This window comes from Streptomyces sp. NPDC045026 (assembly GCF_056432625.1).
In genome coordinates this window covers 13,256-38,223 of sequence record NZ_JBWKIS010000018.1, presented here as the reverse complement: position 1 = coordinate 38,223, position 24,968 = coordinate 13,256, and the positions used below count along the sequence as shown (strand labels likewise).

At 72.3% G+C, this 24,968-nt stretch carries 23 protein-coding genes; 15 read left to right on the top strand and 8 right to left on the bottom strand.

Annotation, left to right across the window (positions count from 1 at the left end; all coding sequences use genetic code 11):
* Nucleotides 1–85 precede the first annotated feature (85 nt).
* A complete protein-coding gene (locus AC07EJ_RS30480) occupies nt 86–1,426 on the top strand; it encodes an NsdA family TPR-like regulatory protein (protein ID WP_389483958.1) in 1,341 nt (446 codons plus the stop codon).
* 74 nt (nt 1,427–1,500) lie between these two features.
* A complete protein-coding gene (locus AC07EJ_RS30475; protein WP_389483955.1) occupies nt 1,501–2,046 on the top strand; it encodes an NUDIX domain-containing protein in 546 nt (181 codons plus the stop codon).
* A 5-nt stretch (nt 2,047–2,051) separates the two neighbouring features.
* Here the strand turns inward: AC07EJ_RS30475 and AC07EJ_RS30470 are convergent, their stop codons facing one another.
* Both AC07EJ_RS30470 and AC07EJ_RS30465 read right to left on the bottom strand, forming a co-directional pair.
* A complete protein-coding gene (locus AC07EJ_RS30470; RefSeq protein ID WP_389483953.1) occupies nt 2,052–2,309 on the bottom strand; it encodes a hypothetical protein in 258 nt (85 codons plus the stop codon).
* A 196-nt stretch (nt 2,310–2,505) separates the two neighbouring features.
* The gene (locus AC07EJ_RS30465) at nt 2,506–3,366 is read right to left on the bottom strand and encodes a 3-hydroxybutyryl-CoA dehydrogenase (protein WP_389483951.1); all 861 of its coding nucleotides are present in this window, start codon (nt 3,364–3,366) and stop codon (nt 2,506–2,508) included.
* 175 nt (nt 3,367–3,541) lie between these two features.
* Between AC07EJ_RS30465 and AC07EJ_RS30460 the strand changes: the two genes are divergently transcribed.
* Nucleotides 3,542–4,750 carry a glycoside hydrolase family 10-like protein gene (locus AC07EJ_RS30460; protein WP_389483949.1) on the top strand — a complete coding sequence of 403 codons (1,209 nt, stop codon included), beginning with the start codon at nt 3,542–3,544 and terminating at the stop codon, nt 4,748–4,750.
* Between the two features lie 25 nt (nt 4,751–4,775).
* Here AC07EJ_RS30460 and AC07EJ_RS30455 read toward each other — a convergent pair whose 3' ends face one another.
* Nucleotides 4,776–4,970, bottom strand: a complete 195-nt coding sequence (locus AC07EJ_RS30455) for a DUF1918 domain-containing protein (protein WP_362905948.1) — start codon at nt 4,968–4,970, stop codon at nt 4,776–4,778.
* 71 nt (nt 4,971–5,041) lie between these two features.
* Complete coding sequence (locus AC07EJ_RS30450) at nt 5,042–5,998, bottom strand: DMT family transporter (protein WP_389483947.1); 957 nt, start codon at nt 5,996–5,998, stop codon at nt 5,042–5,044.
* Here AC07EJ_RS30450 and AC07EJ_RS30445 point away from each other — a divergent pair.
* The 3 genes from AC07EJ_RS30445 (at nt 5,997) to AC07EJ_RS30435 (ending at nt 8,605) form a co-directional block, all read left to right on the top strand.
* Nucleotides 5,997–7,433 (top strand): aminotransferase-like domain-containing protein, encoded by a 1,437-nt coding sequence (locus AC07EJ_RS30445; RefSeq protein ID WP_389483945.1) that lies wholly within the window; start codon nt 5,997–5,999, stop codon nt 7,431–7,433. The two genes, AC07EJ_RS30450 and AC07EJ_RS30445, sit on opposite strands and share 2 nt — an antisense overlap.
* A 67-nt stretch (nt 7,434–7,500) precedes the next feature.
* On the top strand, nt 7,501–7,950 hold the full coding sequence (locus tag AC07EJ_RS30440) for a GNAT family N-acetyltransferase (protein WP_389483943.1): 450 nt from the start codon (nt 7,501–7,503) through the stop codon (nt 7,948–7,950).
* A 79-nt stretch (nt 7,951–8,029) separates the two neighbouring features.
* Entirely contained in the window at nt 8,030–8,605 is a 576-nt protein-coding gene (locus AC07EJ_RS30435) for a histidine phosphatase family protein (protein ID WP_389483941.1), read from the top strand.
* Between the two features lies 1 nt (nt 8,606).
* Here the strand turns inward: AC07EJ_RS30435 and AC07EJ_RS30430 are convergent, their stop codons facing one another.
* Nucleotides 8,607–9,053 (bottom strand): DUF6314 family protein, encoded by a 447-nt coding sequence (locus AC07EJ_RS30430; protein WP_478885483.1) that lies wholly within the window; start codon nt 9,051–9,053, stop codon nt 8,607–8,609.
* A gap of 86 nt (nt 9,054–9,139) precedes the next feature.
* On the opposite strand from AC07EJ_RS30430, the gene AC07EJ_RS30425 reads away from it, so the two are divergent.
* From AC07EJ_RS30425 to AC07EJ_RS30400, 6 genes are all read left to right on the top strand, one after another.
* Nucleotides 9,140–9,289: a hypothetical protein gene (locus AC07EJ_RS30425; RefSeq protein WP_389483936.1), complete on the top strand. Its 150-nt coding sequence runs from the start codon at nt 9,140–9,142 to the stop codon at nt 9,287–9,289.
* Nucleotides 9,290–9,373: 84 nt separating this feature from the next.
* Nucleotides 9,374–10,402 carry an N-acetyl-gamma-glutamyl-phosphate reductase gene (gene argC, locus AC07EJ_RS30420; protein ID WP_389483933.1) on the top strand — a complete coding sequence of 343 codons (1,029 nt, stop codon included), beginning with the start codon at nt 9,374–9,376 and terminating at the stop codon, nt 10,400–10,402.
* 88 nt (nt 10,403–10,490) lie between these two features.
* Nucleotides 10,491–11,642: a bifunctional glutamate N-acetyltransferase/amino-acid acetyltransferase ArgJ gene (gene argJ, locus AC07EJ_RS30415; RefSeq protein ID WP_389483931.1), complete on the top strand. Its 1,152-nt coding sequence runs from the start codon at nt 10,491–10,493 to the stop codon at nt 11,640–11,642.
* Nucleotides 11,639–12,574 carry an acetylglutamate kinase gene (argB, locus tag AC07EJ_RS30410; RefSeq protein ID WP_389483928.1) on the top strand — a complete coding sequence of 312 codons (936 nt, stop codon included), beginning with the start codon at nt 11,639–11,641 and terminating at the stop codon, nt 12,572–12,574. The genes argJ and argB overlap by 4 nt, the downstream gene beginning before the upstream one ends.
* Nucleotides 12,571–13,773, top strand: coding sequence for an acetylornithine transaminase (locus tag AC07EJ_RS30405; RefSeq protein ID WP_389483926.1), 1,203 nt, complete (start codon nt 12,571–12,573; stop codon nt 13,771–13,773). Before argB ends, AC07EJ_RS30405 begins: the two co-directional genes overlap by 4 nt.
* 17 nt (nt 13,774–13,790) lie before the next feature.
* Nucleotides 13,791–14,330 carry an arginine repressor gene (locus AC07EJ_RS30400; protein WP_100597053.1) on the top strand — a complete coding sequence of 180 codons (540 nt, stop codon included), beginning with the start codon at nt 13,791–13,793 and terminating at the stop codon, nt 14,328–14,330.
* A gap of 73 nt (nt 14,331–14,403) precedes the next feature.
* Here AC07EJ_RS30400 and AC07EJ_RS30395 read toward each other — a convergent pair whose 3' ends face one another.
* From AC07EJ_RS30395 to AC07EJ_RS30385, 3 genes are all read right to left on the bottom strand, one after another.
* Nucleotides 14,404–15,378, bottom strand: a complete 975-nt coding sequence (locus AC07EJ_RS30395; RefSeq protein ID WP_389483924.1) for a bile acid:sodium symporter family protein — start codon at nt 15,376–15,378, stop codon at nt 14,404–14,406.
* A gap of 149 nt (nt 15,379–15,527) precedes the next feature.
* The gene (locus tag AC07EJ_RS30390) at nt 15,528–16,238 is read right to left on the bottom strand and encodes a L,D-transpeptidase family protein (RefSeq protein WP_393585481.1); all 711 of its coding nucleotides are present in this window, start codon (nt 16,236–16,238) and stop codon (nt 15,528–15,530) included.
* Between the two features lie 3 nt (nt 16,239–16,241).
* The gene (locus AC07EJ_RS30385; RefSeq protein WP_478885482.1) at nt 16,242–16,829 is read right to left on the bottom strand and encodes a pyridoxamine 5'-phosphate oxidase family protein; all 588 of its coding nucleotides are present in this window, start codon (nt 16,827–16,829) and stop codon (nt 16,242–16,244) included.
* Between the two features lie 220 nt (nt 16,830–17,049).
* Here AC07EJ_RS30385 and argH point away from each other — a divergent pair, with 220 nt between their 5' ends.
* The 3 genes from argH to AC07EJ_RS30370 all read left to right on the top strand — a co-directional run bounded on the left by argH (nt 17,050) and on the right by AC07EJ_RS30370 (nt 24,698).
* The gene (argH, locus tag AC07EJ_RS30380) at nt 17,050–18,477 is read left to right on the top strand and encodes an argininosuccinate lyase (protein WP_389483918.1); all 1,428 of its coding nucleotides are present in this window, start codon (nt 17,050–17,052) and stop codon (nt 18,475–18,477) included.
* 189 nt (nt 18,478–18,666) lie between these two features.
* The gene (locus tag AC07EJ_RS30375) at nt 18,667–19,524 is read left to right on the top strand and encodes a DUF4132 domain-containing protein (RefSeq protein WP_389483916.1); all 858 of its coding nucleotides are present in this window, start codon (nt 18,667–18,669) and stop codon (nt 19,522–19,524) included.
* Nucleotides 19,521–24,698: a hypothetical protein gene (locus AC07EJ_RS30370; protein WP_478885481.1), complete on the top strand. Its 5,178-nt coding sequence runs from the start codon at nt 19,521–19,523 to the stop codon at nt 24,696–24,698. Before AC07EJ_RS30375 ends, AC07EJ_RS30370 begins: the two co-directional genes overlap by 4 nt.
* Nucleotides 24,699–24,968: the final 270 nt, after the last annotated feature.

Below are 24,968 nucleotides of genomic sequence, written 5' to 3'. Positions count from 1 at the left end.
ACCACCCGGATTCGGGCACTCCGTTCACACCCCGTGTGAAGCCCGCTCCACTACGCTGACGGCACCGAGCCACCGGAGGGCCTCCATGCAGCCCAACACTTTGCTCGACGCGATCCTCGACGAGGCCGGGATCTCCCATGCGGGCCTCGCCGCACATGTGAACCAGGCGGGCCGCGCCAGGGGGCTCGCCCTGCGTTACGAACACACCGCCGTCGCACGGTGGTTGAAGGGCCAGCGGCCGCGCGGCCAGGTGCCCGACCTGATCTGTGAGGTCCTGGCCGCCCGCCTGCACCGCCCCGTCACCCTCGACGACATCGGCCTGGGTGTGCCCGGCGAGCCGGCCAGTCCGCACGGTCAGAGCCTGTCCGGATTCGTCGAGCGGGCCACCGCCCTGTGGCGCTCGGACGAACAGCAGCGGCCCCACATACTGGGCGCCCCCGCCGTCACCGGGACCCCGGCCGTGATGCCCGTATGGGAGTGGGAGAACCCGCCCGAGGACACCGACGTGTCGCGCGGCGGACGCCACCGGGTCAGCGCCGCCGACCTGGAGATGATGCGCTCGGCCCGCACGCACTACGAGCAGATGTACCGCAAGGCCGGCGGCATCGCGACGCGCACCCGCATCGTCGGCTTCCTCAACACCGAGGCGGCGCCCCTGCTGCGCGGCAGCTACACCGATGACACGGGCCGCCAACTGCACCGCGCCACCGGCGGGTTGGTCGCCATCGCGGGCATCTGCGCCTACGACTCCGACGCACACGGCCTCGCCCAGCGCTACTTCCACCAGGCCCTGCGCCTCGCCAAGGCGAGCGGGGACCGCGGTCTCGGCGCCTATGTCATCGCCCTTCTGGTCAACCAGTCGCTCCACATGCGGCAGTACCGGCAGTCGGTGGCCTTCGCGGAGGCCGCGCTGCGAGCCGCGGGACGGCACATCACCCCGGCGCTCGCCTCGGACCTGTACGCGATGCAGGCCAAGGCGTACGCACACCTCGGTGACGGCACCGGTGCCCTGTCCTGCATCCGGCGCGCCGAGTCGGCCGCCGACCGCATCCGGCGCGGCCACGAACCGGACGAGACGGGCTATGTCCAGCCCGGACTCGTCAACGTGCAGGTGGCGGAGGCCCTGCTGAGCCTCGGCGACCTCGCCTCGGCGCGTGAGCACGCGGCGGCGGCCGTGCACAACCCCGCCCACGACCGGGGACGGGTGCACCGCCTGGCCATGCTCAGCCAGATCGAGCTGAGACAGGGCAACGCCGAGAAGGCCGTTGCGATCGCCGTGGAGATGGCCGAACAGGCACGGGGAATGGAGTCGCAGCGGCTGCGCGACAGACTCCGGGCGGTACGCGAACACCTGGTCCGCAACGGCTGCGCCGGCACGGCGGAGGCCGCCGAACTCATCGACGGGGCGCTGCGCGTACCGCTCTGAGCCCGACCTGCACTGCTCTCTCACGCCCCGCTGCTGGGATATTGCCATCTAACTCGGCGGAAGGTGGCAGAACCGTGCAGTGGACGAAACAGAACGAACAGACTGTGTATGAAAACCGCTGGTTCCGGGTCAATCTCGCGGATGTCGAGCTCCCGGACGGCCGACATCTCGACCACTTCGTCATACGGCTGCGGCCGGTCGCCGTGGCCACCGTGGTCAACGAGGCCAACGAGGTGCTGCTCCTGTGGCGGCACCGCTTCATCACCGACAGCTGGGGCTGGGAACTCCCGGCGGGGGTGGTCGAGGACGGCGAGGACATCGCCGCCGCGGCCGCCAGGGAACTGGAGGAGGAGACCGGCTGGCGGCCGGGACCCTTACGCCATCTGATGAGCGTGGAGCCGTCCAACGGTCTCGAGGACGCCAGGCACCACGTCTACTGGGCCGAGGAGGCTTCGTACGTCGGCCATCCCGAGGACGACTTCGAGTCGGACCGCAGGGAGTGGGTCCCTCTCAAGCTCGTCCCCGACATGGTCGCCCGCGGCGAGGTCCCGGCCGCCAACATGGCGGCCGCGCTGCTGATGCTGCACCATCTCAGGCTGGGACAGGACACCCCCGGCTGAGGGATTCAGCGTCCGAACGCCTGCCAGACGGCAACGGCGAGCGCGCCGGCCGCGGTGATCGCGGCGACGGCCTGCAGTGGCCATCGGGTGTGCTCGAGGGCGGTGACCCGGGTGCTCAGATCGTCCTGATCCTTGACGCTCTGTTCATCGCGCTGCGTGAGCAACGCCAGCTTGCCGTCGACGCGGGTGAGACCCACATCGAGGCTGCGGCGTAACTCCGCGAGTTCTTCCGGGACCACGGGACGCTCGGGGTCGGCGGTCACGGGTCGGCTCCTTTCCGTAGTCGGCAGATCCGTTGCCTTACGCACGGAAAGTCAACTCGCCTGGTGGGTACGGCGGGAGAGTGTGCGATGGGCATATGCGAGCCCGGTGCGCACACGGTGTGTGAATGGTTCGGGCCCGGCACTCCGAAGAGCGCCGGGCCCGAACCCACGATTACGCAGAGTCAACCGCGCAAGGTCACGCGTACTGGTAGAAACCCGAGCCCGTCTTGCGGCCGAGACGGCCCGCGTCGACCATCCGCTGGAGCAGCGGGGGAGCGGCGTACAGGGGCTCCTTGAACTCCGAGTACATCGAGTCGGCGACCGAGGCGACCGTGTCGAGGCCGATGAGGTCGGAGAGCTTGAGCGGGCCCATGGGGTGGGCGCAGCCGAGCTCCATGCCGTTGTCGATGTCCTCGCGGCTGGCGATGCCCGACTCGAACATCCGGATCGCGGAGAGGAGATATGGAATCAGCAGCGCGTTGACCACGAAGCCCGAGCGGTCCTGGGCCCGGATCGCGTGCTTGCCGAGGATCTTCTCGACGAGGGCCTGCGCGCGGCTGACGGTGCCCTCGGAGGTGGTGAGGGCCGGGATCAGCTCGACGAGCTTCTGCACGGGCGCCGGGTTGAAGAAGTGGATCCCGATGACGTGGTCGGGGCGCGAGGTCGCCACGGCCAGCTTGACCAGCGGGATCGAGGACGTGTTGGACGCCAGGATGGCGTCCTGCCGGGTGACGACCTGGTCGAGCACCTGGAAGATCTCGGTCTTGACCTGCTCGTTCTCGACGACGGCCTCGATGACGAGGTCCCGGTCGGAGAACTCCCCGAGGTCGGTGGTGAAGCTCAGGCGGGCCAGGGTGTCAGCCAGCTCCTCGGCGCTGATCTTGCCGCGCTCGGCCGCCTTGGAGAGGGAGTTGTGCAGCCGGGTACGGCCGATCTCCAGGGCCTCTCCGGTGGTCTCCGCCACCATGACGTCCAGACCGGCGCGGGCGCAGACCTCTGCGATCCCGGCTCCCATCTGGCCGCAGCCCACCACTCCGACGCGCTGGATGTCCCCCATAGGGTCGGTCACCTCGTGCCTTTCGCTGTTCTCCGGCCGGCAGGACCCCCGGGTTCCGGCGCCTGCCTCGGCCCTGCACGTTACTCGGAACCTGCCGTACAGGAGGGGCCGGGTCGGGCATGCTGTCGTCTGTGCGGACCGGAACGGCCGGGCCTGTTGGCCAGGGGGTGGGCGTATGAGGCATTTGTCACGCAGGGGCTTCACGATCGCGGCGGCGGCCGCGCTGACCGGACTCGCCGCGGGGGACGCGGCCGCGTCGGCCTCCGGCCACGCTCCGGTGGCCCGCGACCTGCGGGGCATGTGGCTGGCGACCGTGGCCAACCGGGACTGGCCGTCGAAGCCGGGCCTGAGCGCGGCTCAGCAGCGTACGGAGCTCATCGCCCACCTCGACACGGCGGTGGGCCGGCACCTGAACGCCGTGGTCTTCCAGGTGCGGCCGACGGCCGACGCGCTGTGGCCCTCCCCGTACGAACCCTGGTCGGACGTCCTCACCGGAGTGCAGGGCAGGAACCCGGGCTGGGACCCGCTCGGCACGGCCGTGGCGGAGGCGCACCGGCGCGGGCTCGAACTGCACGCCTGGTTCAATCCCTACCGCGTCGCGAACCACACGGACCTCTCCCGTCTCGTGTCCACGCACCCGGCCCGCCGGCACCCCGACTGGGTGGTCCCCTACGGCGGGAAGCTCTACTACAACCCGGGCCTGCCCGAGGTGCGGAAGTTCGTCCAGGACGCGATGCTCGACGCCGTCCGCCGCTACGACCTCGACGCCGTGCACTGGGACGACTACTTCTACCCGTATCCGGTCGCGGGCCAGGTCTTCGACGACGACGCCGCCTACGCGGCGCACGGCGGGAACTTCCCCGACCGGGCCTCCTGGCGGCGCGACAACACGGACCGGCTCGTGCGCGAGATGGCCGCGAGCGTGAAGCGGATCCGACCGCGCACCCAGTTCGGGATCAGCCCCTTCGGCGTGTGGCGCAACGCGGCGACGGACCCCCTCGGCTCGGACACCCGGGCCGGGGTGCAGACGTACGACGACCTGCACGCCGACACCCGCAGGTGGGTGCGCGAGCGCTGGATCGACTACATCTGCCCGCAGATCTACTGGAACATCGGCTTCGCCGCCGCGGACTACGCGAAGCTCGTGCCCTGGTGGGCGGACGTCGTACGCGGGACCGGGGTGCGCCTCTACGCGGGAGAGGCGCTCTACAAGGCGGGCGATCCGGCGCAGCCCGCGCAGTGGCAGGATCCGGCCGAACTCTCCCGCCACCTCACCTTCGCCGAGAGCTACCCGCAGGTGAACGGACACGTGTTCTTCTCGGCGAAGGAGGTGGGCGCCGACCCGATCGGCGCCATGGCCCGGGTGGTCGAGGACCACTACTAGGCCGCTTGTGATGACCGTGCGATGACTAGGGGGCCGGCTCCTCGTGCTGCACGACGGAGTCGGGGCCCGGTGACATCACCGCCTCGTGGCCGTCCTGGAAGCGGACCTTGAACGGCGGCTCGCCGTCGTGGCCCATGACCTCGACTATCTCCGCGACCCTGTCGTGCTCGCCCACGGTCCTGCCGTGCACCCGCAGCTGGTCGCCCTTGGTGGCACGCATCGTGAGTGACCTCCTCGTCCCTCGTCGACCCGTATCTCAAGAGTAGGACCGGGTCGCCGAGTCGGGGACCCTCAGCCGCGGGACCGTTGGGTTACCGCGATGCACACGAGTACGGCGGCCGCGGTCAGGGGCGCGGCGGGGGAGAGCTGCTCGCCGAGCAGGAACACCGACCAGACCAGGGTGAGCAGGGGCTGGGCCAGCTGGAGCTGGCTCGCCTTCGGGATGCCGATGACGGCCATGCCGCGGTACCAGACGACCAGGCCCACGAACTGCGAACCCACGGCCACCCAGAGCAGCCCCGCGACGGCGTGCCCCGTCAGGTGGACGGGCTCGTGGCTCAGCGCGACGACCGCCCCCGGCACGGCGAGCGGCAGGCACATCACGAGCGCCCAGGCGATGACCTGCCAGCCCGGCATGACGCGGGCCAGGCGGCCGCCCTCCGTGTAGCCGGCGGCGCAGATGAGGAGCGCGCCGAAGAGGTACAGGTCGGCGGTCGTGAGCGTGCCGCCGCTCTGCTGCACGGTGAACGCGATCACCGCTGCGGCGCCCGCGCAGGCCGCGATCCAGAAGCTGCGAGAGGGGCGCGCGCCGGTGCGCAGCGCCGAGAGCAGCGCGGTCGTCAGGGGCAGCAGGCCGACGACGACGGCGGAGTGCGCGGTGGTGGCCGTCTCCAGGGCGAGCGTCGTGAGCAGCGGGAACCCGAGGACGACGCCCGCGCCGACCACCGCGAGACCGGCCCAGTGGCGGCGCTCGGGGGCGCGGACGCGCAGCGCGAGCAGACAGGAGCCGGCGATCACGGCGGCGAGGACGCTCCGCACGGTGACGAGGCTCCAGGGCCCGAACCCTTCGAGTCCCCAGGCGGTGGCGGGGAAGGTGAGCGAGAAGGCGGTGACGCCGAGCGCCGCGAGGACGGTCCCGCCACGGGTCGCCTTCGGCGTGAGGGGGGTGGGAGCGGCGCCCCGGACGGGGGTCGCGCTCCCGGCAACTGCTATCCCTGTGGTGGCAGTAGCGCTATTCTCTGTACTCATGCATGAGCGTAGCAGTGTGGGTGACCTGGCGGAACGGCTGCGGGGAGAGCTGGATCGCTACTCTCCAGGTGGAAAGCTGCCGTCCAGCCGGGTTCTCGTCGAGCGGTTCCGGGTGAGTCCGGTGACCGTGTCGCGTGCGCTCGCGCAGCTCGCCGCCGAGGGGCTCGTCGTGACGCGCCCCGGAGCCGGGGCGTTCCGCGCGGAGCCCCGCGCCGCGGCAGAGCCGGCCGGTGACACCTCCTGGCAGGAGCTCGCGCTCAGCGCCGACTCCGCGACCGAGCTCGTACCGCGGGCCGTGGACGCCTCCGGAGTCCTGGTCACGCTCTCCGCCCCGCCCCCGGGTGTCGTCGAGTTCAACGGCGGCTATCTGCACCCCTCGCTCCAGCCGGAACGCGCCATGGCCGCGGCGCTGGCCCGCGCGGGCCGCCGCCCCGGCGCGTGGGGGCGGCCCCCGGTCGACGGCATCCCCGACCTCCGCGAGTGGTTCGCGCGCGGCATCGGTGGCGCCATCACCGCCGCCGAGGTACTGATCGCGTCCGGTGGCCAGTCCGCCCTGGCCACCGCGCTGCGCGCCCTCGCCCCGCCCGGCGCCCCCGTCCTCGTCGAATCGCCCACGTACCCGGGCATGCTGGCGATCGCGCGCGCGGCCGGGCTGCGGCCCGTGCCCGTGCCGGTCGACACGGACGGGGTGCGTCCGGAGCTGCTCGCCGAGGCTTTCCGGGCGACGGGCGCGCGCGTGTTCGTGTGCCAGCCGCTGTTCCAGAACCCGACCGGTGCGGTCCTGTCCGCGCAGCGGCGCCCCGAGGTGCTGCGGATCGCACGCGAGGCCGGGGCGTTCATCGTCGAGGACGACTTCGTGCGCCGCCTCGTCCACGAGGACGCGGGACCGCTGCCCAGGCCGCTGGCCACCGACGACCACGACGGTGTGGTCGTCCACGTCTGCTCCCTGACCAAGGCGACCTCGCCGAGCTTCCGCATCGGCTGCCTCGCCGCGCGCGGCCCCGTCCTCGAACGGCTGCGCGCGATCCAGGTCGTCGACCACTTCTTCGTGCCGCGCCCGCTCCAGGAGGCCGCCCTCGAACTGGTCGGCTCACCGGCGTGGCCGCGTCACCTGCGCACCGTGGCCGCCCACTTGAAGCTGCACCGCGACACCATGACGGCGGCCCTGCGCACCACCCTGCCCGAACTCGCCGTGGCGCACGTGCCCTTGGGGGGCTATCTCCTGTGGGCGCGGCTGCCCGACGGCACGGACGAGGCGGCGCTCGTCGCGGGAGCGCTGCGCGCGGGCGTCGCCGTCGCGCCCGGACGCCCGTACTTCTCCGCCGAGCCCCCGGCCCCGCACATCCGGCTGAGCTTCGCGGCGGTCGCCGGACCCGCGGAGATCACGGAGGGCATCCGCCGGCTGCGGACCGCGTGCGACGAGACGATCCAGTAGGCGACGGGGGCGATCAGCATCCGAAACCGGCTCGACGGACACCGGCCCCGCCTGCAAATCTCGCGTCATGACCGACACACGACCCGCCACCCCCGCACTCCCCGACGGCTTCGAGATCTCGGCCGACGCCATCCGCATCGACGCCGACCGCGTGCACCGCTGGCTCTCCACGGACGCCTACTGGGCCAAGGGCCGCGCCCGCGAACACCAGGACCGGGCGATCGCGGGATCGCTGAACTTCGGGGTGTACGACTCCGCTTCCGGCGAGCAGGTCGCGTACGCCCGTGTCGTGACGGACCACGCCACCTTCGCCTGGCTCTGCGACGTCTACGTGGACCGGGCCGTCCGCGGCAAGAACGTGGGCACCGCGCTCGTCGCCGCCGTCCGCGACCACCTGGAGCCGCTCGGCCTGCGCCGCATCATGCTCGCCACTCAGGACGCGCACGGGGTGTACGAGAAGGTCGGCTTCGCACCCCTCGCCGAGCCGGACAACTGGATGGCGCTCATCCTGCGGTGAGCGCGCGGCGGGGCGCATGCGGCTGGCATACGCCCCGTGGACCCTTGACCGCAGCCGCGGCACGCCCCACGATCGCCGCATGCCCGTTCGCGTGACGCTTCTGGCCGCCGCGCGCAGCGCCTCGCTGCTCGCCGAGCGCTTCGACGACGACCGGCCCCTCGACCACACCGGCTGGCACGAGGTGGAGCTGGCCTCGCCCGTACTGGTGCCGCTCGCCGCGGCGGAACTGCGCTACTGCGCGCCCACCGCCCGCAGCCGCGGTACCGCCGAGGCGCTCGGCCTCGCGCCCCTGTCCCAACTCGCCCTGCGGGACTGCGACATGGGCCGCTGGCGCGGGCGCACGCTCGCCGAGGTGACGGCCGTCGAGCCGGGCGCCGTCGACGCCTGGCTGCGCGACCCGCGCTCGGCGCCGCACGGCGGGGAGTCGCTGCTCGCGTTCATATCGCGGGTCGGCGGCTGGCTCGACACACGGCCGCACGACGACGGCGCGACCGTCGTGGCCGTCGCCGAACCGGCCGTCGTACGCGCGGCGCTCGTCTACGCGCTCAAGGCGCCCCCGCCGACGTACTGGAACATCGACGTACGCCCCCTGTCGACCGCGGTCCTCACGGGGAGTGCCGGCCGCTGGAGCGTACGGCTCGACGCCGCGGTCTGAGTCAGGCCGCGGCGCGGGTGTACGCGGTGGTGAGCACCAGGTCCTTCGCCGGGCCCTTCACCCGCCACTCCATCCGCCAGTGGTCCGGGCCCGTCACCTCGAACTCGCCGCGGTAGAGGTCCGCCGCGCAGGGGTGGTCCGCCGTGTGGCGGCCGGTGCGCAGGTCCAGGTCGTGAAAGTAGCGGCCGTCGGAGAATTGCACGACGGCCGTGCCGGGAGCGTCGCCCGGCAGGAAACGCAGCGTGCGCTCGGCGGGCCGGGCGGTGCCGTGCCACACGAAGGTGCCCGCCTCGTGGTGCAGCAGCCCGCCGCCGTCCTCGTGACCGAAGTCGGTGGTCCCGGAGAAGGTGCCGACCGCGTCGTCGGCGAGGTCCCGCACCGTCCGCTCGACGTGCCACCGGCCCGCCAGATGGGCCAGCGCATCGGGAACCGGCCAGGGCTCACTCATCTCGTCCCACCCATCTCGTCGCACCTGTTCCCCATTTTGCCGCCTCCCGGCCCCCGTCCCCCGACGGGGTCGCGCTCGCCCTCGGCATGACCGAGAACACCGCCGTCGCCCATCCGATCCACCCCGAACACGGCGGTACCGGCATCGCCCCCGGCCGCTACCTCGTACGCCGCCAGCGACAGCGCGCCGCGTCAGGCCAGTCGTGGCGCGGCGGGGACCGGCTGATCGCCGACTGACGCCTGAGAGAGCACCCGACGATCATCCACATTGCATAAACGTGCATGCGCACGTATAGTCATGCCATCCAAGAGGAGGGTTCCATGGCGGTACGCGTAGCAGTGGCAGGGGCAAGCGGATACGCGGGCGGAGAGCTGCTGCGTCTGCTGCTCGCTCATCCCAATGTGGAGATCGGGGCCCTGACCGGCAACTCGAACGTGGGGCAGGCTCTCGGTGCACTCCAGCCGCACCTGGTGCCGCTGGCCGACCGGATCCTCGAGCCGACGACCGCCGAGGTGCTCTCCGGGCACCACGTGGTCTTCCTCGCGCTGCCGCACGGGCAGTCCGCCGCCGTCGCCGAGCAGCTCGGCGAGGACACGCTCGTCGTGGACATGGGCGCCGACTTCCGGCTGAAGGACGCGGGCGACTGGGAGAAGTTCTACGGCAGCGCGCACGCCGGGACCTGGCCCTACGGGCTCCCCGAGCTGCCCGGCGCGCGCGCCGCGCTGGAGGGGACCAAGCGCATCGCGGTGCCCGGCTGCTACCCGACCGCCGTCTCCCTCGCGCTCTTCCCCGCGTACGAGGCCGGGCTCGCGGAGCCGGAGGCCGTGATCGTCGCCGCCTCCGGGACGTCCGGCGCGGGCAAGGCGCCCAAGGCGAACCTCCTCGGTTCCGAGGTCATGGGCTCCATGTCCCCGTACGGAGTGGGCGGCGGCCACCGGCACACGCCCGAGATGATCCAGAACCTGGGCGCGGTCGCCGGCGTGCCGGTCTCCGTCTCCTTCACGCCGACGCTGGCGCCGATGCCGCGCGGCATCCTCGCCACGTGCAGCGCCAAGGCGAAGCCGGGCGTGAGCGCCGACAGCGTGCGGGCCGTCTACGAGAAGGCCTTCGCCGACGAGCCGTTCGTGCACCTCCTCCCCCAGGGGCAGTGGCCCGCGACCGCGTCCGTGTACGGCTCGAACGCCGTGCAGGTGCAGGTCGCGTACGACTCGGAGGCCGGCCGGATCATCGTGATCAGCGCCATCGACAACCTCACCAAGGGCACCGCCGGCGGCGCCCTCCAGAGCATGAACATCGCCCTCGGTCTCGACGAGACCACCGGACTTTCCACGATCGGAGTGGCACCGTGAGCGTCGCACGCGCAGCCACCCGGCCGCAGACGGGTATGACAGCCGCGCCGCTGCGCTGCGCGGGCGGAGAAGCGAACAAGGAGACACCGTGAGCGTCACGGCAGCTAAGGGATTCACGGCGGCGGGCATCGCCGCCGGGATCAAGCAGAACGGCAACCCGGACCTGGCCCTCGTGGTCAACAACGGGCCCCGCCTGGCCGCCGCGGGCGTCTTCACCTCCAACCGTGTGAAGGCCGCGCCGGTGCTCTGGTCGGAGCAGGTCCTCAAGGGCGGGCTCGTGTCCGCCGTCGTCCTCAACTCGGGCGGCGCCAACGCCTGTACGGGCCCCAAGGGCTTCCAGGACACGCACGCCACGGCGGAGAAGGTCGCGCAGGCGCTCGGCCTGAACGCGGGCGAGGTCGCCGTCGCGTCGACCGGCCTCATCGGCGAACTCCTCCCCATGGACAAGCTCCTGCCCGGTGTCGACACGGCGGTCGCCCAGCTCGGCCCGCACGGCGGCGAAAAAGCGGCCGTCGCCATCAAGACCACCGACTCCGTGCACAAGACCGCGGTGTTCGAGGGCGACGGATGGACGGTCGGCGGCATGGCCAAGGGCGCGGGCATGCTCGCCCCCGGCCTCGCCACCATGCTCGTCGTCCTGACCACGGACGCCGACCTGGAGGCCGACGTCCTGGACAAGGCCCTGCGGGACGCCACGAAGGTCACCTTCGACCGCGTCGACTCCGACGGCTGCATGTCGACGAACGACACCGTGCTGCTCCTGGCCTCCGGCGCCGCCGAAGTCACCCCCGGATACGCCGAGTTCGCCGAGGCCGTCCGCACGGTCTGCGACGACCTCGGGCGGCAGCTCATCGGCGACGCAGAGGGCGCCAGCAAGGACATCAAGGTCGACGTCATCAACGCCGCGACCGAGGACGACGCCGTCGAGGTGGGCCGCTCCATCGCCCGTAACAACCTCCTCAAGTGCGCGATCCACGGCGAGGACCCCAACTGGGGCCGGGTGCTGTCCGCGATCGGCACGACGTCCGCCGCCTTCGAGCCCGACCAGCTGAACGTCGCCATCAACGGCGTCTGGGTCTGCAGATACGGCGGCGTCGGCGAGGACCGCGAGCTCGTCGACATGCGCTACCGGGAGGTCGTCATCACCGCCGACCTGGCGGCCGGCTCCGAGACCGCGACGATCTGGACCAACGACCTGACCGCGGACTACGTCCACGAGAACAGCGCGTACAGCTCATGAGCACGACGCGGAAGCACACCGCGCTGCCCAAGGCGCAGATCCTCATCGAGGCGCTGCCCTGGCTCACCCGGCACCAGGGCAAGACCGTCGTCATCAAGTTCGGCGGCAACGCCATGATCGACGAGGACCTCAAGGCCGCCTTCGCCCAGGACGTCGTCTTCCTGCACCACGCGGGCCTCAAGCCCGTCGTCGTGCACGGCGGCGGACCGCAGATCAGCAAGGCACTCGACCGGCACGGCATCGTCAGCGAGTTCAAGGCGGGCCTGCGGGTCACCACCGAGGACGCGATGGACGTGGTGCGGATGGTCCTGGCCGGCCAGGTGCAGCGCGAGCTCGTCGGGCTCCTCAACGAGCACGGCCCGCTCGCCATCGGCCTCACCGGCGAGGACGCGCACACCATCACCGCCACCAAGCACCAGCCCGAGATCGACGGCCAACTCATCGACATCGGCCGGGTGGGCCAGATCACCGAGATCGACACAGGCGCCATCGAGGCCCTGCTCGCCGACGGCCGCATCCCGGTCGTCTCCTCGATCGCCCGCTCCCAGGACGACGGACATGTCTACAACGTCAATGCTGATACGGCGGCTGCGGCTCTCGCTGCGGCGCTGGGCGCCGAGACCCTGATGGTTCTGACCGACGTCGAGGGCCTCTACGAGGACTGGCCGAACTCCGACGAGGTCATCAGCCGGCTCACCGCCAAGCAGCTGGAGAAGCTCCTTCCCGAGCTCGCCAGCGGCATGGTCCCGAAGATGGAGGGCTGCCTGCACGCCGTGCGCAACGGCGTGACGACCGCCCGCGTCATCGACGGCCGGGTCCCGCACTCGATCCTGCTGGAGATCTTCACCGACGAGGGCATCGGCACGATGGTCGTGCCGGACGCCCCCGATTCCACCGACGTACACGCCATCGACGAGCAGGGGGAGTCATGAGCAACCAGGAGCTGACCGCGCGCTGGCAGGGCGCGCTCATGGACAACTACGGCACGCCCCGGCTGCCCCTCGTCCGCGGCGCGGGCGCCAAGGTGTGGGACGCCGACGGCAAGGAGTACGTCGACTTCGTCGGCGGCATCGCGGTCAACGCCCTCGGTCACGCGCACCCCGCGGTCGTCCGGGCGGTCACCGAGCAGATCGCCTCCCTCGGCCATGTCTCGAACCTCTTCGTCGCCGAGCCGCCCGTCGCGCTCGCCGAACGGCTCCTCCAGCTGTTCGGCCGGTCCGGCCGCGTGTACTTCTGCAACTCGGGCGCCGAGGCCAACGAGGGCGCCTTCAAGATCGGCCGGCTGACGGGCCGTTCGCACATGGTCGCGACGCAGGGCGGCTTCCACGGCCGCACGATGGGTTCCCTCGCGCTGACCGGCCAGCCCGGCAAGCAGGAGCCCTTCCTGCCGCTGCCGGGCGACGTCACGCACGTCCCGTACGGGGATGCCGAGGCGCTGCGGGCGGCGGTCACGGAAGAGACCGCGCTCGTGATCATCGAGCCGATCCAGGGCGAGAACGGCGTCGTCGTGCCGCCCGCCGGCTACCTCAGGGCGGCCAGGGAGATCACCCGGGCCACCGGCACCCTCCTCGTGCTCGACGAGGTGCAGACCGGCATCGGCAGGACCGGCCACTGGTTCGCGTACCAGGCCGAGGAGGGCATCGACCCCGACATCGTCACGCTCGCCAAGGGGCTCGGCGGCGGACTGCCCATCGGCGCCACCGTCGCGTTCGGCGAGGCGGCCGGGCTGCTCGAACCCGGTCACCACGGCACGACGTTCGGCGGGAACCCCGTCGCCTGCGCGGCCGGCCTCGCGGTGCTCGACACCGTCGCGGGCGAGGGCCTCCTGGACAACGTGAAGCGCGCGGAGGCCCGGCTGCGGGACGCGATCGCGTCCCTCGGGCACCCGCTCGTCGGCCGTGTAAGGGGCGCCGGGCTCCTCCTGGGTATCGTGCTCACCGAGCCGCTCGCGCCCCAGGTGCAGCAGGCGGCTCAGGACGCCGGCTTCCTGGTGAACGCGCCCGCCCCCGATGTCGTACGGCTGATGCCGCCGCTCAACCTCCACGACGACGAGGTGGACGCCCTCCTCCAGGCGCTGCCCGGCATCCTGGACAAGGCCCTCGAAGGGGCCGACGGGGAAGGACGATCCTGAGGAATGGGACGACGACGATGAGTCAGGCGCAGGACAACGAGCACGCCGCGGGACCCGCCGTGCCGCAGACCCGCACCGCGCGCCACCGCCGGATCGTGGACATCCTCAACCGGCAGCCGGTGCGCTCGCAGAGCCAGCTGGCGAAGCTGCTCGCCGACGACGGCCTCACGGTCACGCAGGCGACGCTCTCCCGGGACCTGGACGAGCTGGGCGCGGTCAAGATCCGCAACACCGGTGGCGAGCTGATCTACGCGGTGCCCAGCGAGGGCGGTTTCCGCACCCCGCAGGCCCCGCTCGGCGGCTCGGCCAAGGAGGAGCGGATGCGGCGGCTCGCGGGGGAACTGCTGATCTCCGCGGAGGCTTCGGCGAACCTCGTGGTCCTGCGCACCCCGCCCGGCGCCGCCCAGTTCCTCGCGTCGGCGATCGACCAGGCGGAACTCCAGGTGATCCTGGGCACGATCGCGGGTGACGACACATTGATGCTCATCAGCCGCGACCCGGCCGGCGGCCAGGCGCTCGCCGACCATCTGCTGCGGCTCGCCCAGAACGACCACTGAGCACGCCGAACCGTTCGGGCTCGCGCCCCGGACCACCCGATGTCCACGGGCGGTCCGGGGCGCTGCCGCGTTCTCAGGCCTGCTGCTCGGCGCGGCGCGCCCGGTACGACATCCAGGCCGCGACCAGGGCGCCCGACACGTTGTGCCACACGGAGAACACGGCCGCGGGGAGCGCCGCGAGCGGGCTGAAGTGCGCCGTGGCGAGGGATGCGGCGAGCCCCGAGTTCTGCATGCCGACCTCGAACGCCATCGCGCGGGACGCGGGCGCCCCGAGACGCGCCAGCTTCCCGGCGCCGTAACCGAGCGCGAGACCCAGGCCGTTGTGGAGGACGACGGCGAGCAGGACGAGCCCGGCCGCCGACTTGATCGCGCTCGCGCTGCCCGCGACGACCACGGCGACGATGACGGCGATGGTGAGCGCCGACAGCCAGGGCAGGGCGCCGAGCACGCGGTCGACGTACCGGCCGAGGGCCAGGCGCACGAGGAGTCCCGCGATGACCGGCAGCAGCACGGTCTTGAGGATGTCCGTGACCATCGACCCCGCGTCCACGGGCAGGAACTCGCCCGCGAGCAGCAGCGTCAGCGGCGGCGTGACGAGCGGGGCGAGCACGGTCGAGACGGTGGCGACGGAGACGGACAGGGCGACGTCGCCGCGCGCCAGGTAGGTCACCACGTTGGAGGCGGTGCCGCTCGGGGCGCAGCCCACGAGGATCACTCCCGCCGCCAACTGGGGCGGCAGGTCGAGGGCGTTGGCTATCAGCCAGCCGAGCCCCGGCATGATCACGTAGTGCGCGACGAGCCCGAGGCCGACGGCCCACGGCCGCTTCGCGACGCCCTTGAAGTCGTGCGGGGTCATCGTGAGTCCCATGCAGAACATCACCACACCCAGCAGGTACGGGACGTTCGTCTTCCAGCTCGCGAAGGCGTCCGGCAGGGCGAGCCCGATGCCGCCCGCCGCGAGCACGAGTACGGGGAACACGGTGACGGCCAGGCGCGCCGTGCGGTTGCCGGTGTCCGTCGGCTGGGGGATCAATTGTTCGGTCTGCACCGGGCGATGCAACGCCGCCGCCCCGCGAGCCCGCAACCCCGTCTCGTTATGTGGTCCCTACATCTTCATGGGATCGCCACACGTTCGCCTTCAGGATCGCCACACGTTCGCCTTCATGTCCGGGTTCATCCAGCGGCGGAGGTGCCGCCTCAGTAGCGCGTGATCGCGGTCGCGCCGCTCGCCGTCCCGATCGCGATGTGCGGCCGCCGGGCGGGCTCGGCCCAGCGCAGGATGCGCCGCATCGCGTCCGCCGGGACCGATACGCACCCGGCCGTCGCCCCGCGCCCGTTCACGTGCAGGAAGATCCCCGCTCCGCGCCCGCGCACCGGCCGGTCGTAGTTGTAGGCGATGACGAAAGCGTGTGCGTACTGGGTCGCGTACGACACGAGGTGTTCGGACTCGGCGGCGCGGCAGTCGGCCGGGCGCGGCTCGGTCCAGCGGTTGTAGGACCGCGAGTCGTTGTCCTGACACCACCAGGAGTCCTGGTGCACGCGCCGGTAGGCGGTGGTTGTGCCGACGGGTGCGGGCTCGGTCCCGAAGGCGTAGGGAAGGCCGTACAGGCCGGTGGGTGTCGTGTACGTGCCCTGTTTGCGCGAGCCGCCGTCGGCGAGGCCCTTCGCGCCGAACCGCGCCGCCGCCGAACCCGCCGCGACCCACCGCCCGTCGCGCCGGTCCCACCAGGTGACGGTGCCGGTGGTCGAGCCGGTGCGCGCGGCCTGTGCGGTGACGAGCTGGGAGCCGCCGCCGGTGTCGGCCATCCGCGCGGGCAGCGGCGCGGGTCCGCCGCGCGGTGCCGCGCCAAGGGTCAGCAGGGCTATCGCCCCGGTCAGGGATGCTATGACGACGGATCGTGAGCGCATGTGTCAGACGGTAGTCGGGGGCAGCGGGAGCGGCAGCCCCGGAAGTCCGTCCAGGCTGCGCCCGATGTGTTCCTTCTTCTCGAAGTACGCACTCAGGGAGGCGTCGTCCTCGCGCGCGAAGCGCCTCTCGTGCAGATCGCGGTCCTCGTCGTACGACATGAAGGGCACCGCGTATCCGCAGGAGTCGCGGACGAGGTCGGCGCTCACGGCGATGATCGCCCGCAGGCCGTGCCGGGTCGGGTCGATGTGGGGGAAGTGTTCGAGCAGTTCCTTGAACCGGGCGTCGTCACGGAAGACGGGTTCCCCGTGGCCGTGCACCCGGACGATGTTCGGAGGGCCCTGGAAGGCGCACCACATGAGGGTGATGCGGCCGTTCTCGCGCAGGTGCGCGATGGTCTCGGCGGTGCTGCCGGCGAAGTCGAGATAGGCGACCGTCCGCTCGTCGAGTACGGCGAAGGATCCCGTCAGCCCCTTGGGGGAGAGGTTCACCGTGCCGTCCTCGGACAGGGGTGCGGTCGCGGTGAAGAACATGGGCTGCTCCTCGATGAAAGTGCGCAGCCTGCCGTCGATGCGTTCGTAGGTCTTTCCCATGACTCCGGATTATCGACCCGAAGTCGTTCGCCTGTCTAACGAGTTCGCGCGCATCCCGGCCACGAGGGGAGCGATTGACGAATCATGCAGTGAGATGCATACTCATGCATAACGTCGAAGATCGCGCCGAAGCGCGACCTCGCCTGGTACCCCGTTACGGGAAGGGGCGGGACGGGGAAGAGAAACCCCGCCCCGCCGCACCGCACATCTAGGAGCAACCGTGAGCAGCAACACCGGCGATGTCCGCCTCTGGGGCGGCCGGTTCGCCGACGGCCCCGCCGAGGCCCTGGCGAAACTCTCCGCCTCGGTCCACTTCGACTGGCGCCTCGCGCCGTACGACATCGCCGGCTCCCGCGCCCACGCGCGCGTGCTGCACAAGGCGGGCCTGCTCACCGAGGACGAGCTGACCCGCATGCACGCGGGCCTCGACCAGCTCGAAGCGGACGTGGCGGACGGCTCGTTCGTCGGGACGATCGCCGACGAGGACGTCCACACGGCGCTCGAGCGCGGCCTGCTGGAGCGCCTCGGCGCCGACCTCGGCGGCAAACTGCGCGCCGGCCGCTCCCGCAACGACCAGGTCGCCACGCTGTTCCGGATGTACCTGCGTGACCACGCGCGCGTCATCGGCGGCCTCGTCGCCGAGCTCCAGGACGCGCTCGTCGGCCTCGCCGAGGCGCACGCCGACGTCGCCATGCCCGGCCGTACGCACCTCCAGCACGCCCAGCCGGTCCTGTTCGCGCACCACGTCCTCGCGCACGTCCAGTCGCTGTCCCGGGACGCCGAGCGGCTGCGCCAGTGGGACGAGCGCACGGCGGTCTCTCCGTACGGCTCCGGCGCCCTGGCCGGTTCGTCGCTCGGCCTCGACCCGGAGGCCGTCGCGAAGGACCTCGGCTTCGAGCACGGCTCGGCGGCCAACTCCATCGACGGCACCGCGTCGCGGGACTTCGTCGCGGAGTTCGCCTTCATCACCGCGATGATCGGCGTGAACCTCTCGCGCATCGCCGAGGAGATCATCATCTGGAACACGAAGGAGTTCTCCTTCGTCACCCTCCACGACGCGTTCTCCACCGGCTCGTCGATCATGCCGCAGAAGAAGAACCCGGACATCGCCGAGCTCGCCCGCGGCAAGTCCGGCCGCCTGATCGGCAACCTGACCGGCCTGATGGCCACGCTCAAGGCCCTCCCGCTCGCGTACAACCGCGACCTCCAGGAGGACAAGGAGCCGGTCTTCGACTCCTGTGACCAGCTCGAGGTCCTGCTGCCCGCGTTCACCGGCATGATGGCCACGCTCACGGTCAACCGGGAGCGGATGGAGGAGCTCGCCCCGGCCGGCTTCTCGCTCGCCACCGACATCGCCGAATGGCTCGTCAAGCAGGGCGTGCCGTTCCGCGTCGCGCACGAGGTCGCCGGCGAGTGCGTCAAGGAGTGCGAGCAGCAGGGCATCGAGCTCGACCAGCTCACGGACGAGCAGTTCGCGAAGATCTCCGAGCACCTCACGCCCGAGGTGCGCACGGTCCTCAACGTGCCCGGCGCGCTCGCCTCCCGCAACGGGCGGGGCGGCACCGCCCCTTCGGCCGTCGCGGTGCAGCTCGCCGAGGTGAAGGACGACCTCGCCGTGCAGCACGCGTGGGCCGACGCCAAGTCCTGACCTGCCTTTTGTGCGGCCCGGCCCTTCAGGGGGCCGGGCCGCACTGCGTTGTCAGTGGCTGCCCCTAAAGTTTCCGGCAGTTGATCAACACCGGCTCACAACCGGTGCTCGTGACGCGTGCTTTCGACGCGCGCCCACGACCGGGGGTCGACATCTGCGAACGGGAAATCGGCTGTCGGGGAGGCAGTGGTGGGGTGGATGCGCGCGGGCGACTATGAAGTCGCCCTGGACGACGACGGGAAGGTCGTCTGCCGCAACGGCAAGGGACGGCTCCTGAAGTCGGTGCCGCCGAAGATCGCCGACGAACAGGCGGTCATCGGGCTCCGGCAGCTCACCGAGTGGCTGGAGCGGCACGAGCGCGACTGCCGGGAGCGGGCCGAGCGCTGGATGACCCGCTCACTGCCCGTGCCGGCCGCCGTGCTCGCCGAGGTGTGGCCCGACCCGGCCTGGCGTGCTGCCCTGAAGGACCTGGTCGTCACCGGTGACGACGGGACGGTCGCCGGGTTCCTGCGCGACGCCGACCCCGAGCGCGGTATCGGCCTCGTCGACCTCGACGGGGACACCGTGCGCATCCGCCCGCGGCAGATCAGCATTCCGCACCCGGTCCTCCTGGAAGACCTCGGCGAACTGCGCGAGTTCGCCGTCGAGTTGGAGGTCGACCAGGGCGTCCAGCAGCTGTTCCGCGAGATCTGGACACGCGGCGCCGACCGCGACCCGGCCGCACATGCCGTCGACGACTACGAGGGCGGCACCTTCAAGGAGCTCCGCTTCCTAGCCGGTCGCGCCACGTCCCTCGGCTACCGCGTGCGCGGCGGCCACGCCGTCCAGCCCGTCCTCGAAGCCGGACGCACCGTGGAGGCACGAGTGTGGATCGGTGACTACGAGGGCTACGCCGAGACCGAGACCGGCCCGCTCACCTGGACCACCGAGGGCGGGCAGGCCCTGGCCCTCGGTGAAGTCGGGCCGGTGGCCTGGTCGGAGGGCATGCGCATGGCCGCCGTCCTGTACGCGGGCCGCGAGCTCGAGGACGGGGAGCAGGCGGCGTGAGCACGGCGGTGAGCGGCGCGGGCGCGGGTCCGGGCGCGGCCGGTACGGCCGGTACGGCGGGTTCGGTGGGGGCGGTGGGAGCGGTGGGGCCAGTGGGTTCGGCGGGCCAGACGGCAGGGGAGCGGGGCGCGATGAGCACGGGTGACGGCACGGTGGACACGGGAGCGCTCCTGGAGGCGGGCGCCGTCCTGCTCCCGGGCACACACCCCGGCGAGGACGCCGACGACCTCACGGCCCGCGCGTACACCCACCCCGTCCTGGAGGGGCGCACGGTCGTCCGCCTCGTGCCGGGCACGCTCGGCGACGCGGAGGACCTCGCCCTGGACTTCCTCGGGCTGCGGCGCGAGAGCGTGCGTGACGGGCTCGGCCAGGTGCGCCGCGAAACCCTCGGCTTCCCCGCCTGGGCCCTGGTGAACGACCCGGACAACGGACACCACGCCCTCGCCCTCGTGAAGGACGTCGAGCGCCTCGCCCGCATGGCCAAGACCCGCGCGGGCGCCGCCAAGGAGGGCTTCGAGGAGCTCGGCGAGCGCCTCGGCCGCTCCGTCCCGCACTTCCTGCCCACGTACTACGAGGAGGCGGGCCGCGCCTTCCTCCGGCACGAGAACACCACCTACGCGGCCGCCCTCTTCGGCAAGGGCCGCGAGGCCGAGCGCGTCCACAGCCTCGACGTGGACGAGCAGCGGCAGCGCGCGGTGTTCCTCGAATTCGCGTTCGCCGGGGCGCTCACGGTCAAGGCCCTCAAGGACCATGTACGGGACCTGACGCAGCGTCTGGCGCCGCAGGCGGCCTGGGAGCAGTACCGAAGGCTCATCGTCGAGCGGTGCGGGGCCGGCATGCCGCCGTACGCCGCCCTGCCGCAGGACGCCCGCAAGCTCATCAACGCCGCCGGCCTGGACCGGGTCGAGGAGGAGTGCCGGCTGCTCGCCGACCTCCTGGCCTCCCCGGCGGTGGTACGCGCTCCCGGCACGTTCTGGACGGCGTACCGGCCCGCCCTCCTCGTCCTCGCAGCGCAGGAACCGGCCGTCCGCGAGCGTCTGCTGGAGATCATGCCGACGGGATACGGACACGACAACGGCTCCGAGGGCGACTGGCTGGAACTGCTCGCCGAGACCGGCGCCGAACAGCTCCTGACGGACCCGGACCCGACCCCGGCCGTCGACGCGGGGGACTGGCTGTCGCGCTGGTCCGCCCATCTGAAGGGCGGCTGGCGCGGGGCGCGCCGCTCCCCGATGACGTACCGGCTGGTGGAGCGCATGGCCGCCCGGCTGCGCGCCGAGGGGCGGCCGGTCGACCTGTTCCGCGGGCGCGGCTGGCGCAGTTGGGCCGACCTGGACCTCATCGACGTGTGCCTCGCGTCGGGCGTCGCGGTGGCGGACCCCGCGCCGAGCACGGGCGGCCAGGAGATCGGCCTCGACGACTGGTTCGGCGGCCCCGATACAGGCCGCCGCGACCTCGCCGCAGTGGCCGCGGACACGCGGTTCAGGCCGCTCCTCAAGGAGGCCATCGGCGGTAACTCCCGCCAGAGCACAGGCAATCGGAGGACCCTCGCCGTCACGGAGCACCCGGTGCTCCGCCCGCTCCTGGCCGAATGGCTCACCGAACAGGCCGACGCGTTCACCGCGGCGGCGGGCCTGCCCGGTGCCCGCGCCGCGCTCCAGCGCCTCAGGCGCTTCCGGTCGGTCGCCGCGGACGTCGTGCCCGAGGCCGTCGCCCGCGTCCGCGCCCACGACCTCAGCGGCAACCTCGGCCGCACCCTGCGCGCGGGCATCGTCGACGAACTGGGCTGGCCCGCGCTCGAAGAGGCCATGCAACTGCTCGGGCCCGTACCCGAGCGCCGCCACGGCGACGAGCTCACCGTCCAGGAGGCCTGGCCCGCGCTGATCGTCGCCCACCGGGACAAGGCCGTCGTCGCCGGACCCGACGGCATCCTCCTCGAACACGACCTGCGCATCCCCGGCAAGCCCGACCACTGGCGGCAGCCCGCCTTCCGCTTCGTCGGCGGTGAACTGCTCGTCACCTGGTGGCACGAGGGCAAGCAGCGCGCGTACTGGTCCTCGCGTCCCGCCGACGTCTTCCACCTCGGCGGCGAGTCCGCCACGCAGTGGCGCGCACACACCCCGGACGCCTCCCTGCCCCTCGCCGACGGCGGCCGCAGCACCGGCGCCCGCCCCCTGCACGCGGGCGACACCACCCTGCCCAAGGAACACCGGGTCAGTGGCGACGGCGTGAACCACTGGCGGCTGCGCACCACGAGCACGGCCAGCACCTGGATCGAGTACGACCCCGCCACCGGCGCCACCGGCCGCGCCTCCCTGCCGCCGCTCCTCGCGGGCGCCGTGCGCGACGAGGGCCGGCTGCGACACGCCGACTGCCAAGTGCTGCCCCTCCAAGCGGGCCTGGAGAACAGCCCGCTGGGCACCGACGGCGCGGTTCTCGGCCGCTGGGTCCGCGGCGACGGTCCGCGGGACGGCGCGGCAGAGCGGCTGACGGCGGGCACGCCCGACGGCCGCGAGGTCGCGCTGCCCGCCCGCTTCACCAGCGGCAGCACCCCCGTGCCGCTCGGCGCGCTGCGCCTGCCCGGCGGAGCGGAGCCCGTACTCGCCCTCGACGGCAACCAGTTGGGTCTCTACGGGGACGGGGCCGGACCCGCCGACGGATCCTTCGGGGACACCGTGATGTCCCGGGCGGGCGCGCAGTACGCGGCCGGCACCCCGCTGGTCCCGCCGGCATCGTTCTGGCACGCCATGCGGGCCCGCGACAAGGACGGTTCAAAGGCGCTGCGCGCGTTCGACGACGAACAGGCCGCCGCACTGGCGGACGACGTGGCGGGCGCGCTGGCGGAGCACCGGAGGAAGACCACCGGCGAGGCCAGGACGGCCCTCACGGACGAACAGAAGCAGGCCGCATCCGAACAGTTCGACCGCGACCTGCTCACCGCGACCGAGCGTGCCCTGCCCGCGATCGGCCACCCCTCGCTCCACACGGGCGTCGGCGTCATCGCGCTCGCCATGGTCCAACTGCGTGAATCCGTGACCGAGTTCACCGATCCCCGAACGGCGACGGCACGGCCCGTCGTGGCGCGCAGGCAGGAGATGTTCCACGACTTCTCGCCACCCGACGGCGACGACCGGCCCCTGCTCAGCGCTGTCCGCGGCGTCCTGGGCCACACGGTCTTCGGCTACTGGAGCCCCGACACCTGGAGCACACTCCGGCAGATCAAGTCCGTCGGTCACGTGATCGCGGGCAAGGCCGCCGAAGGCACCCCGCTGCCCGACGGACACGACCTCACGAAGCTCACCGGCGGCTGGACCACGGACGAACTCACCATCCCGAGCTGCACGTCCACCTGGCTGCCCGTTCTGCGACACCTGCCCGCGCTGGCGTACCGCGCGACCGTCCCCGGCCTGGACGAAACCGAAAGGTCCGCGCTCCTGCACTTCCTGGACGCCGTCGCCGAAGGCGCCCTCACGGACCCGGACCGTCACATCCGCAGTGTCGGACTCCGCGAGAAGGGCGCCTACCGGCCGCGCCCCGGCCAGGTCCTCCGCCTGGGCGACCGCACCGTCGCGATCCTCGCGGCGGCCCGCACGCGCGGTCACGACGACGAGGTGGACTGGCTGGCCCTCGACCACGACCCGTCCGGCGAGTTCGGGCCCGTGGCCCACTTCACGACCCGCGAGGCGCTGCGGATCCCCGGCACGCTCACCGGCGACCGGATCGCGTCACTCGCCACCCTCGTACGCGAGCGCGGCGCCACGCCCTGGCACGCGGAGAACGCGACCGCACTGGCGGCGGCGCCCGGCTGCGGCCCCGTCCAGGCCGCGCTGCTCCTCGCCGGACGCCCCTCCGGAGCGCTCTTCGACGACGCCGGATCCGCCGAGTGTCAGGCCCGCTCCGGGCTCACCCGCACGCAGGTGGAGGCAGGCCACAACCGCCTGACCGCGCTCACGTGGCAGGGCCGCGTCGATGTCGTCGCCGCGCTGCTCCCCGAGACCGGCGCCGACCTCTGGGAGACCGGGCCCGCCGTCGAGGAGGCACGGGACGTGTGGACGGAGCGGTTCGGCACCCTCGTACGCCTCCCCGAGGACGTGGAGATCTCACTGAACGGGGTCTCCTCCATCGGCACCGCCGAAGCCGTACTCAACCCCCGGCACACCCCGTGGCTCGGCCGCACCACCATCCAACGGCTCAACACGGACGGCCGTTTGACAGGCGACGACCCGGCGGCGGTGCCGCACGTCAGGGACCTGGTGCCCGCCGTGGCGGCGCTCGGCGCGCTCGCGTACGGCCTGCCGTACGGGCGTCCGCTGCGCGCCGCCCTGCCCGCGGGCCTCGCGGCCCTGCGCACCCGGCTCGCCGACCCGGAGCTGTTGCTCCAGCTCGGCCTCGGCTGGACCGAGAAGGGCCACGCCACCGCGCCCGAACTGCGCAAGGCGCATGGCATGCCCGAGACGGGGGGCGAGGCGGCGGACGGACTCACGCGCGTGGGCGAGGCGTTCGTGCTCCACCCCTGGCACCAGCAGGAGGCCGTCCTCCTGCGCCCGGCCGGCCTCACCGGCCCGGACGACCCGGCGCTCGGTCTGATCGAGGGCCTGGCCGGATACCGCGCGGACGCCCCGCTGCGGGCGATCAGGGCGGTACTGGGGGATGGACTGGTCCGCGCGGTGTCGGCGGGCGTGCCGGGCGCGGGTGGGCCGGAGGGAGAAGGTGAGGGATATGCCCAGGACCCCACGCGCAGCGTCCCCGGCCTGGTCACCGAGGTCGCCGAAACGCACGGCATCGGCGAGGACGCAGCCGCCCTCTACCTGCAACTGCTCGCTCTCCCTGACCCGACCGACCGCAACACCACGCGCTGGACCGGCTGGAAGCCCGCCCGCATGAAGCGGGCCCGCGCCGAACTCGCCGCGACCGCACTGGTGGTGGAGGCGAAGCGCGCCCGCGCCGGACGCGGCCTGTTCCTGCCCGGCGCCTGGCTGGCACTCAAGTCCCCCGCGCTGCCCGTCGAGTCCTGGAAGCGGGCCCTGTACGACATCCCGGGCAACACGGCGACGGTCCCGCTGCTCCCCGTCCCGGAACTGTTCACGCGAGCGTGGGACCGGGTGCGCGCCGGCGACGTCCCGGCCTTCGAAGAACTCACGACCCGGGCGACCCGGAAGGGGCGGCGCCGATGATGACCACGACCCGAGTCACCTCGTCCATGCGCGGCCCGCGCCATCGGGTCGCGCAGCCGATGACCACCCCTACCGAATCCGTTCCGGCCGCGTCGAGCGCACGGGTGTGGGTGCGGGTGCCGAGGCACGCGGCAGCGGGAGCTGCGCCGATGATTTCTACGATTTCTATGACCGAGTCCGTCCTGGTCGCGTGGTGCGGGGCCGTGGAGTTGGGGGAGTGCCGCCGATGATTTCTACGACCGAGTCCGTCCCGGCCGCGCGATGCGGGGC